The organism is Mycobacterium sp. UM_Kg27 (assembly GCF_000972905.1).
Taxonomy (GTDB): domain Bacteria; phylum Actinomycetota; class Actinomycetes; order Mycobacteriales; family Mycobacteriaceae; genus Mycobacterium.
In genome coordinates this window covers 1-10,174 of sequence record NZ_JRMM01000149.1, presented here as the reverse complement: position 1 = coordinate 10,174, position 10,174 = coordinate 1, and the positions used below count along the sequence as shown (strand labels likewise).

The following is a 10,174-nucleotide window of genomic DNA, read 5'->3' as shown; positions in this document are numbered from 1 at the left end:
TCACCGAACCGCGCACAGTCCTCCGAAAACGACATGGTCGCCGCAACCTCTCATCGAGAGTGTTGCGACGACCATGTGAACCCGCCCAGTCCCGGGGGTTTGCGCTTAGCACCGGTTTACATGTCGAGCCCGAACCCGAAGTACCCGCCCAGATCTGCCAGGCCGGCCTCGAAGAAATTGGTGAAGTCGGCGAAGACGCCGTCACCGGCCAGCCCGTCGATGATCCCGCTTTCCGAACCGAACAGGTAGTTGCCGGCGTCTTCGAGCTGAATCTCGTCACCACCGGTCATCAGTGCGAACAACAAGACGTTGCTGGCGTCGTAGAACTGCGTCAGCGCACCGTTGAACAAGCTGTAGGAGCCCGGGTCCGAAGACATTTCGCTTTCCCAATTCGGGCCGAACAGCATGGCCGCGAAGGTCGCGTTATCCGCCAAGTCGTCTGCGGAAATGGTGCTGAACGACAGCGGGTCAGCGAGCGTGGGCGCGCCGGGGGTGATCAGGTCGCTGTCGACACCCGACGCCGAGGCCTGGGCTCCGAAGAGCCAGTTCATCGACTGAACCTGACCCAACAGGATGTTGCTGAAGTCCGGAAGGTTGTCGGTCTCCTCGTCGGCGGCGGCCGCCAACGGCGCCAACGCGAGTGCCGCACCAGCGACAAAACTGCCGATCACGCCGAATTTACGCATGTTGATCCCCCAAAATTCCCTACATACTGGCCGGCGGCTAATTTTCCCGTCCCCACCGGCGGCTCCCCCCAGCAACGTTGCTGTAAGCCGGGTTAAATCTAACAAGCACCTGTGACTAACGCAAGTGAATGTTCACTTTCACTTTGGTTTCCTCGAGCCCTTGCCCCATGCTGGGCCCGCAGTGAGCGGGATTTACGCACGTCGGCGCGTTTCATGGACCACAAAATGGGCGGCGCATTACACAGCGTTGGATGATGAGGAAATTTTCAAGTGAACGACCGGCCCGACGCTGCCGCAGCCGACGGAACCCCCGGAGACGATCCTCCGGGGGTTCGGCTTCGGGCGGCGGCTAGGAGTCGAAGACGCCGAAGTAGCCCAGCAGGTCGCCCCAGGCGAACTGGAAATAGCTCATGGCTTCCGCCCAGCCGGTGTCGGCGCCGTTGGCGATGGCCTCCATGCTGCTCCCGCCGAACAGGTCGCCGGTGCCGCCGTCCCAGTCGAGCACGGCGCCGTTGTTCATCATCGCGTACAGCAGCGAGTTGATGCCGTCGTCGAACGGGACCATCGCACCGTTGAAGACGCTGTAGGCACCGGGGTCGGTGGCCAGTCCGGCTTCGAACGGATTGAACCCGTAGACCAGGTGAGCGAACGGGGTTGTGCCATTGTCCTGAACCGTCGAGACCGCCGCCGGTTTGATGATGTCGAAGCCCTGCGGACCCACGGTGACGTCCGTGGAAGGGACGCCCGCCAGGAAGGTGTCGGTCCCGAACAGAAAGTTCATCGTCCCGATCTCACTGGTGACGACCGGCGCCAACGGGTCGGTGTCGGCCGAGGCCAAGGGCGCCAAGACAAACGCCGCGCCGGCGGCGAAGCCACCGACGACGACGATTTTGCGAATGTTCATGTTCAATGCCTTTCGCGATGTCTCTTTGGGCCGTAGTCCGCCCCAGGAGCCCCCCGGCCCCCTCACTGAAAGCCACAGGGGCTCTGTCAGTTTCACTACTCCGGTTGCGATGTAGACGCTGCGTGATAGTTGCGCAAATCCATATACCTCCTGATAGCCCCTCGGTGCATAAGAAGACCCGGGCGATCACCCCCCGACTCAGCCAAAGGCATCAGCTGCCGGCGAACGCGTTGCCGTACATGCCGTTCCGGGCGGTGACTTACCCCAGCTCAAGCACCCCCGGAGGAAAGCCAAGACCCTCCCCAGACTGCAGTTTTCGGCGACTTCCACTCCCCGATTGAGATCTTCCGTCCGGCTGACGCCCCGGATGTAGCTGCGCCGGCCCGGTGAAAAGAAGCCCCCGGTTAATCAATATTCCCGTACCGTACGCCGATGGGTCTCTGCGGACAACACAAGTGGCGCTTCAGTTTTCGTACAGATTCCTGTGCCTTTTGGTTACGTTGGCGTCAAGGAAACGCCGCCGCTGAGACGGCGTCGCGGCGGCCGGAAACCAGTGCCAGAAGCGGGTTTCGCCTATGCTGCGAGCATGGCTTCCCCGCGGAAGACCCCATGGCAGTCGGTGCAGCGATTCGCAGAGAACCTGGTGTTCAACGAAGCCCCACGGTTCATCCGCCAACTCGAGCAGGCACCGCAGGTACAGCAGCGCATCCAGCGCGGTATCGAGCAGGGCATCAAGATCGGTCTGGACATCCTCAGCGGCGCGACCTCGGAGCCGGCTACGGAGATCGCCGCCGGCCGTCCAGTGACCGACAGCAGTGTTCCCACCGCGCACCGGGCACGCCGGCTCGTCTACGCCCCCGACCTCAACGGTCGCGCCGACCCCGGCGAGATCGTCTGGACCTGGGTGGCCTACGAGGACATTGCGGGCCAGGGGCCCTTACAAGGAGAAGACCGGCCGGTGTTGGTCGTCGGCCGCGACCGCAACATGCTGCTGGGCCTGATGCTGTCCAGCAGGCAACGGCATGCCGAGGACCCGAACTGGGTCGGCATCGGCGCGGGCAGCTGGGATGACGCTCACCGGGTCAGCTGGGTGCGGCTTGACCGGGTGCTAGACGTGCCCGAGGAGTCGATCCGGCGCGAAGGCGCCATTCTGGAGCGTTCGGCGTTCGATGTGGTGGCAGCCCGACTGCGCAGCGACTACGCGTGGAGCTGACGCTGCAACCGGCTAGCCCTGGGCGATGTAGTCGCGCAGTTGCTCGTGCTCGGCTTGCAACTCTTCCATTCGAGACTTGACGACGTCGCCGATGCTGACGATCCCGGCCAACCGGCCGTTTTCGAGCACCGGTATGTGCCGCGCACGGTGCTCGGTCATCAACATGCTGACCTCGTCGGCGGTGTCGGTCTTGGCGCAGGTCGCCACCAGGCGGGTCATGATGGCCGACACCGGCCGAGCCAACAGACTGGCGCCGTGGACGTGCAGCTGGCGTACCACGTCACGCTCGGAGGCCACCCCCTCCAGGCCCTCATGTCCGATCACCACCATCGCCCCGATGTTGTGCTCAGCCAAGCCCGCCAGCAACTCCATGACCGTGGCATCGGGGTGGATGGTCACTACCGCCGCACCCTTGTTCCGTAATACGTCCGCGATCCGCATCGAAGCCTCCCGCCGCAGTGATCTGCTTCACACCAGGCTAGGCCATTTGGCCGAACAGGGGGCGCCGAAAGCAAAACTCGGCCGATCCCGTGGCGCGCGGGCGGCATCTGTGGCATATGTGACGTCATGACGATCGAGATCACCCTGCTGGGCACCGGAAGTCCGATCCCCGACCCGAACCGCGCCGGCCCGTCGACCCTGATCCGAGCCGGGGGCCAGCAACTGCTGGTCGACTGCGGACGCGGTGTTCTGCAGCGTCTGGCCGCGGCTGGGGCCTCGGCCAGCAGTCTGTCGGCGCTGCTGCTCACCCACCTGCACAGTGACCACATCGCCGACCTGGGCGACCTACTGATCACCCGCTGGGTCACCACCTTCACGCCCGACGCTCCGCCGCTGCCAGTCATCGGACCACCGGGCACCGCAGAGGTCGTTGAGGCGACTCTGCGCGCCTTCGGTCACGACATCGGCTACCGCATTGCTCACCACGACGATCTGACCGCCCCTCCCCCGGTCGACGTGCAGGAATACACCACCGGACTGGTCTGGGACCGCGACCAGGTGCGGATCACCGTGGCGCCCACCGACCACCGGCCGGTGACACCTACCATCGGCTTCCGAATCGAGCACTCCGACGACACCGGGACCGCCTCGGTGGTGATGGCCGGCGACACCGTGCCCTGCGACAGCCTCGACGAGCTGGCGGCCGGAGCCGGTGCGTTGGTGCACACCGTCATCCGCAGCGACCTCATCGCGTTGCTGCCCCAGCAGCGCATCCGCGATATCTGCGACTACCACTCCTCGGTGGCCCAGGCTGCCGCGACCGCCAAACGGGCCGGGGCGGGCATTCTGGTGCTGACCCACTATGTGCCCGCCATCGCGCCCGGGCAGGAAGAGCAGTGGCGGGCGCTGGCCGCCGCGGAGTTCGACGGGCCGATCGAACTCGGCGACGACCTGCACCGAGTCGAGGTGACCGCCCGCAGCTGAGGCGAGTTGGGGAGTTACCGAACCAGCTGGTACCCTGAACAGCTGTTGCTCCCGCCTCGGGAGGCAAACCCAACTCAAGCTTTTGCGAAGGAATTACTCCGTGGCCAACATCAAGTCGCAGGTGAAGCGCAACCGGACCAACGAGCAAGCCCGGCTGCGCAACCAGTCGGTGAAGTCGGCGGTGCGCACCGCGATCCGTGCCTTCCGCGAGGCCGCCGCCGCCGGCGACAAGGACAAGGCCGGCGTGCTGCTGGTCTCGACCAGCCGCAAGCTGGACAAGGCCGCCAGCAAGGGCGTCATCCACAAGAACCAGGCCGCCAACAAGAAGTCGGCGCTGGCGAAGGCGCTCAACCAGCTCTGACCTAGCGGATAGCCCGCAAGCGCAGGCCCCTGATTCCACCCGGAACAGGGGCCTTCGTGTTGCCTGGATCAGCGGTCGGCCAACTCGGCGACGCCGCGTACCGCGGCCTCCAAGGCGTAGTCGGCGTCGGCAGCGGCGCCCTTGACGTCGGCGTTGAGGGCGGCCACCAGCCGCACCGCTGCCGCTATCGTTCCCGGCGACCAAAACCGGGCCTGCTTCTGCGCCTTCTGCACCCGCCAGGGCGGCATGCCCAAGTCACCGGCCAGCCGGTAGGGGTCACCGGACTTGGCCCGCACCCGCGCGATGGTGTGAATCGCTTCGGCCAGCGCGTCGGCCAGCACCACATGCGGTTCGCCACGGATCATCGCCCAGCGCAGAGCCTCGGTGGCACCGGCGAGGTCGCCCACGACCGCCCGATCGGCGACGTCGAACCCTTTCACCTCGGCTTTGCCGCTGTGATAGCGGCGCACGGCGATGGCGTCGACGTGCCCGCCGGTGTCCGCGACCAGCTGCGAGCAGGCCGAGGCCAGTTCGCGGATGTCCGAACCCACCGCATCGAGCAGCGCCGTCACGCATGCGTCGTCGACCCGGACCTTGAGCCCGCGGAACTCGGCACGCACAAAGTCAGCACGCTCAGCGGCCTTAGTGATGCGCGCACAGGTGTGCACTTCGGCGCCGAGTTCCCGCAACTGCCCGGCCAGCGCCTTGGCCCGACCCGCACCCGAATGCACCACCACCAGCACGGTGCCCGGCGGGACATCCTCGGCCGTGGCAGCGATCAGCGCCACCGCCTCCTTGCCTGCTTCGGCCGCGGCCTCGAGCACCACCACCCGTTCGTCCGCGAACAGCGAGGGGCTCAGCAGCTCGGCGAGTTCGCCCGCCTCGACCTCACCGGCACGCAACCGGTCAACCGGGATATCGGTGCTGCCGGCCTGCGCCCGCACCCCGGCAAGCACCTGGCCAACGGCCCGTTCGACCAGCAGTTCCTCGTCCCCGAGGATCAGATGCAGTGGCGAAACCGATTGGCTCACCCGCCAATCGTGTCACGCTGCACCGACTCCCGCCCAGCCGGTCAACACCTGCGCGGCCGACCACGCCAGCAGGCACAGCCCCAATGCGGCCAGCACCCGGCGGCACCACCGCCATCGCCAACAGATCACCACCAGGACTGCTGCTGCGCCGACCCCGACGACCCCCGCTGCGCCCTGCGGCACCGGCACGGTGGCGGCGGGGAGTCCGCCCGCCCAGCGTGCGACACGGCACACCCACCACAACTCCGGTCCGGTGAAACGGATCAACAGGTAGGCGCCTGCCGGCCACCACCCGCACAGCACCGCGGCCGCGCTGCCGAGCACGGTGATCGGCGCGACCAGCGCCGCAACCGCAAGGTTGGCCACTGTACTGACCAGGCTGAGCCGGCCGGAGATACCGGCGATCAACGGCGCGGTGACCAGGTTGGCCGCCCACGCCACGCAGACCGCGGCGGCCAGCGGTCGAGGCCAGCCATGCGCCTCCAGCCGGGCCGTCCAGACCGGCGCGAGGAGCACCAGCGCCGCGGTGGCCACCACCGACAGCGCGAAACCGACGTCGACGGCCAGGTGCGGGGCCAACGCCAGCAGCACCAGCACACTGGCCGCCAGACTCGGCACCGCCTGGCGGTTGCGCGCTGACAGCACGCCCAACAGCGCAATGGCGCCCATCACCGCCGCCCGCAACACGCTGGCGGTGGGCTGCACGACGATCACGAATGCGACCAAGGCGCCCCCGGCCAGTACCGCGGCGGCCCGCGGCCCGACCAGCCGCGCTGAAAACAGCACCGCACCGCACACGATCGTCACGTTGGCCCCGGAGACCGCCATCAGATGCGTCAACCCCGCGGCCCGAAAGTCCCGGCCGGTGGCGGCCGTGATCGCGGTGGTGTCGCCGAGCACCAACGCGGGCAGCATCCGGGCCTGCTCGGCGGGCAGCACTCGCGTGGCGGCGGCCGCGAACCGGGCCCGAACCCGATGCGCTGCCCGCGCCACGGGCCCGGGCTGCCCGCGCACCGGAGCGCCGCTGGCGGTGAGCATCGCCACCGACAGATCCCGCCGAGCTGGGCGGGCGACCTTGGCGCGGAACGTCATCGACTGGCCGACCATCACCTCGCCGAATTCGACGCCGGAGGCGAATACCAGCACCCGGCCCGAAGCGACGGCGTCGTCGAGGCGCTGCAAGGTGGCCCGGAACATCACTCGCCGGGCGCCGGCGGGCAGTGGACTCTCATTCGGGGTGACCGTCACCGCCGCGGTGGTGCCGAACAACGCCGCGATCGGGTGGTGCTCGACGGCGGCGGTACGCAAGGCAACAGCCCATCCGAAGCCCGCACCCGCCATCGATGCCGCGGCAATCGCCGCACCCACCAACCGCCGGCCCGGGTGCCCCCGCCGTCCGGCGGACCGACCCAGCACGCCCGCGGCCACAGCCAGCAGGGCACACAGCACGGCCAGCACGCCGCCGATCTGCCACTGGATGCCGGCCGCGGTGATCAGCCAGCCCACCACCGCCGCCGGCACCAGCCGAACGTCGAGGCGAGCCGTCGGCGCCGGTTCGGTCGCTGGCGACGTCACACTCAGACACGAACCAGGGCACGCAGCTTCTCCAGGCGCGCCGGGCCGATTCCGTCAACGTCGCCGAGCTGATCGACGCGGGTGAACTTCCCGTGACTGTCGCGCCAGGCCACGATCGCCGCCGCGGTCACCGGCCCCACCCCGGGCAGGGCGTCGAGTTGCTCGACCGTCGCGGTATTGAGGTTCACCGGCTCGCCCGGTTCCTGGTGGGGCTCTGGACCGGTGGGGACTGTGCTGGTGCGGGGTGCTGCCGGTCCCGGTGAGCCGGCACGCACCGAACTGCCCAGCACCGGCAGTCCCGCCGGCGGCGCCAGACCGACCACGATCTGTTCGCCATCGACTAAGGGCCGGGCCAGATTCAGTCCGACCGTATCCGCACCGTCGAGGGCCCCGCCGGCCGCGGTCAGGGCATCGGCGATGCGCGATCCGGGCGACAACGTCGCCAGGCCCGGCTTCTGCACCAGACCGACCACGCTGACCACGACCTGCTCGGCGGTCGGTGCCGCGGCGCCGGCGGCCGCTTCGTCGGTGCGCGGGCCGGCTGTCGAAACCATCTCCACCGGAGGCAGTTTCGCGCTCAGCACCGGCGCCGGCTGATCACGCAGCACGGTAAACACCGTGATGAGCACCGCCACCGCGGCGATCACCGCCAAGGCGATCGCCGCAGCTTTGCCTGGGTCGGCCCGCACTTTGCCAAGCCAGCCCGCGTCGGCCGCGCCGTCCGGAAGCCAATGCGGCAGCAACGAATTCTGGTCATGGTCGTCGTCGGTGTCGGCGGTGCGCTCACCACAGTCGGGTTCCGGAAGCAGTCCGAGCCGACGCTGCAGCCGCTCTGCGGGTGGTTCTGGTGCCATGCGCCGACGGTAGGCGCCGGCACGGTCCCTCCGGCTCGCTCAGTGCTCGATCCACACTGATCTGTGGATCAACCGCAGACTGTGCGCAACCAGCGGTGGCGCTAGGAATTCAGCCACTCCCCGACGTCTTGGGAGATACCCGACGACGGCGCATAGCGGACCTTTGCCGCGGTAACCCCGGTGGGCAGCGCGAAGACCACGCAACCGGTGTTCGACGAGCCGGCGGGGATCAGGAACCAGCCGTAGGCGAAGTCCTTGCACTCGGTCACGGTGGCGAAATCGGCGTGGTAGTTCTGGTCGTCAGAACCCACCACCGTGACGTCGCTGTTGCTGTTGCCGACGATGGTCGTCGTCCCGGCGTTCTCGATCCGCAGCTTGGTCGCGAGATAGGTCTTGCCCGCCGTGCCCCAGCCGTTCGGGACGGTCGCCGGTGCGATGACCTCCGTCAACGTCACGGCGATCTTCTGCCCGCCGATGCGCATCAAGTCCAGCGTTTGGCCGATGTGCGCGGGCGGTCGCGGGGCCGGTGTCTGCCGGGCCCCCGGCGATGAGTCCGACTGGGGCTTCTCCGCGGTCCCCGCCGAGCACGACACGAGAGACAAGACCAGGACACAGAGCGCGACGAGCCACCGTCTCATGCGGTCCAGCCTACAAAAGCGCACGCTACGCCCTCCCCCGAACCGCCGCGGAAGTGGCGATTAGGGTGCATACCAACCGTGAGTTCACCCAACCAACCGGGAGGTCGACGTGAGACTGGCACTGAGCGCGGAGGAGGCAGCGTTCCGCGACGAAATGCGGACCTTCTTCACCACCGAGATCCCGGCTGACATTCGCGAACGCAGCCGGTTGGGTCATTCGAACTTTCCCGACGACATCGTCACCACCCAGCGCATCCTCAACGCCAACGGCCTGGCGGTACCGAACTGGCCGGTCGAGTGGGGCGGCAAGGACTGGACGCTGACCCAGCACCAGATCTGGCACGACGAGATGCAGCTGGCGTCGGTGCCCGAACCGCTGACCTTCAACGCCAAGATGGTCGGCCCGGTCATCGCGGAATTCGGCTCCCAGGAGATCAAGGAACGCTTCCTGCCCGCCACCGCCAACCTGGACATCTGGTGGTGCCAGGGCTTCTCCGAGCCGGAAGCCGGCTCCGACCTGGCAAGCCTGCGCACCACAGCGGTGCGTGACGGCGACAGCTACATCGTCAACGGGCAGAAGACCTGGACCACGCTCGGCCAGTACGCGGACTGGATCTTCTGCCTGGTGCGAACCGACCCGCAGGCACCCAAGAAACAGGCTGGCATCTCCTTTTTGCTGTTCCGGGTCGACACACCGGGCGTGACCATGCGGCCGATCAAGCTGATCGACGGCGGCTACGAGGTCAACGAGGTGTTCTTCTCCGACGTGCGGGTGCCCGCCGATCAGCTGGTCGGTGAGGAGAACCACGGCTGGACCTACGCGAAGTTCCTGCTGGGCAACGAGCGGACCGGCATCGCCGGAGTGACCCGCACCAAGGTCCGTGTCGCCGAACTCAAGCAGCGCGCCGAGGCGTTGGGGGCCCTCGACGACCCGTTGTTCGCCGCCCGGGTCGCCGAACTCGAGAACGATCTGCTGGCGCTCGAGCTCACCCAGATGCGAGTGTCGAGCGACTCCGCCGACGGCAAGCCGAACCCGGCGTCATCGGTGCTCAAGCTGCGGGGCAGCCAGCTGCAGCAGGCCGCCACCGAGCTGTTCGTGGAGCTGGCCGGTCCCGATGTTCTGCCCTTCGAGGCAGGCGACGGCATTGCCACGCCCGCCTGGGCACAGGATGCGGCACCGACGTACCTGAACTACCGCAAGACCTCGATCTACGGCGGCAGCAACGAGGTACAGCGCACCATCATCGCGTCGACCATTCTCGGCCTTTAGGAGGTATGACAGCTATGGACTTCCAACTCAGCGACGAGCAGGTTCTGCTGCGCGACACCACCCGTTCGATGTTGTCGGGCTATGACACCGAAACCCGTAACAAGGTCATCGAGGCCGATCCCGGATTCAACCCGGAGGTGTGGAAGCAACTGGCGGACACCGGGATTCTCGGTCTGGGTTTCGACCCGCAGGAATCCCTGTCTCTTATACACATCTG

At 67.4% G+C, this 10,174-nt stretch carries 11 protein-coding genes and 1 pseudogene; 5 read left to right on the top strand and 7 right to left on the bottom strand.

The window, feature by feature from the left end; genetic code table 11:
• Nucleotides 1-116: 116 nt before the first annotated feature.
• Together LI94_RS18360 and LI94_RS18355 are read right to left on the bottom strand one after the other, a co-directional pair.
• The gene (locus LI94_RS18360; protein WP_231383968.1) at nt 117-686 is read right to left on the bottom strand and encodes a hypothetical protein; all 570 of its coding nucleotides are present in this window, start codon (nt 684-686) and stop codon (nt 117-119) included.
• A gap of 349 nt (nt 687-1,035) precedes the next feature.
• Nucleotides 1,036-1,590 carry a hypothetical protein gene (locus LI94_RS18355; RefSeq protein ID WP_046302085.1) on the bottom strand — a complete coding sequence of 185 codons (555 nt, stop codon included), beginning with the start codon at nt 1,588-1,590 and terminating at the stop codon, nt 1,036-1,038.
• A 586-nt stretch (nt 1,591-2,176) separates the two neighbouring features.
• On the opposite strand from LI94_RS18355, the gene LI94_RS18350 reads away from it, so the two are divergent.
• Entirely contained in the window at nt 2,177-2,803 is a 627-nt protein-coding gene (locus LI94_RS18350; protein ID WP_024440735.1) for a type II toxin-antitoxin system PemK/MazF family toxin, read from the top strand.
• Between the two features lie 12 nt (nt 2,804-2,815).
• On the opposite strand, the gene LI94_RS18345 is transcribed toward LI94_RS18350, so the two are convergent.
• A complete protein-coding gene (locus tag LI94_RS18345) occupies nt 2,816-3,244 on the bottom strand; it encodes a CBS domain-containing protein (RefSeq protein WP_024440736.1) in 429 nt (142 codons plus the stop codon).
• A gap of 126 nt (nt 3,245-3,370) precedes the next feature.
• On the opposite strand from LI94_RS18345, the gene LI94_RS18340 reads away from it, so the two are divergent.
• Both LI94_RS18340 and rpsT read left to right on the top strand, forming a co-directional pair.
• Nucleotides 3,371-4,228 (top strand): ribonuclease Z, encoded by an 858-nt coding sequence (locus LI94_RS18340; RefSeq protein ID WP_024440737.1) that lies wholly within the window; start codon nt 3,371-3,373, stop codon nt 4,226-4,228.
• A gap of 100 nt (nt 4,229-4,328) precedes the next feature.
• On the top strand, nt 4,329-4,589 hold the full coding sequence (gene rpsT, locus LI94_RS18335; RefSeq protein ID WP_024440738.1) for a 30S ribosomal protein S20: 261 nt from the start codon (nt 4,329-4,331) through the stop codon (nt 4,587-4,589).
• A 68-nt stretch (nt 4,590-4,657) separates the two neighbouring features.
• Here the strand turns inward: rpsT and holA are convergent, their stop codons facing one another.
• The 4 genes from holA to LI94_RS18315 all read right to left on the bottom strand — a co-directional run bounded on the left by holA (nt 4,658) and on the right by LI94_RS18315 (nt 8,687).
• Nucleotides 4,658-5,620 carry a DNA polymerase III subunit delta gene (holA, locus tag LI94_RS18330; RefSeq protein WP_024440739.1) on the bottom strand — a complete coding sequence of 321 codons (963 nt, stop codon included), beginning with the start codon at nt 5,618-5,620 and terminating at the stop codon, nt 4,658-4,660.
• A gap of 12 nt (nt 5,621-5,632) precedes the next feature.
• Entirely contained in the window at nt 5,633-7,195 is a 1,563-nt protein-coding gene (locus tag LI94_RS18325; protein WP_046302084.1) for a ComEC/Rec2 family competence protein, read from the bottom strand.
• Between the two features lie 2 nt (nt 7,196-7,197).
• A complete protein-coding gene (locus LI94_RS18320) occupies nt 7,198-8,049 on the bottom strand; it encodes a ComEA family DNA-binding protein (RefSeq protein WP_024440741.1) in 852 nt (283 codons plus the stop codon).
• A 101-nt stretch (nt 8,050-8,150) separates the two neighbouring features.
• Nucleotides 8,151-8,687 carry a DUF4352 domain-containing protein gene (locus LI94_RS18315; protein ID WP_036457069.1) on the bottom strand — a complete coding sequence of 179 codons (537 nt, stop codon included), beginning with the start codon at nt 8,685-8,687 and terminating at the stop codon, nt 8,151-8,153.
• 109 nt (nt 8,688-8,796) lie between these two features.
• Between LI94_RS18315 and LI94_RS18310 the strand changes: the two genes are divergently transcribed.
• Both LI94_RS18310 and LI94_RS18305 read left to right on the top strand, forming a co-directional pair.
• On the top strand, nt 8,797-9,957 hold the full coding sequence (locus LI94_RS18310) for an acyl-CoA dehydrogenase family protein (protein ID WP_024440743.1): 1,161 nt from the start codon (nt 8,797-8,799) through the stop codon (nt 9,955-9,957).
• A gap of 14 nt (nt 9,958-9,971) precedes the next feature.
• Nucleotides 9,972-10,174: pseudogene (locus LI94_RS18305) on the top strand (acyl-CoA dehydrogenase); the annotation flags it as partial.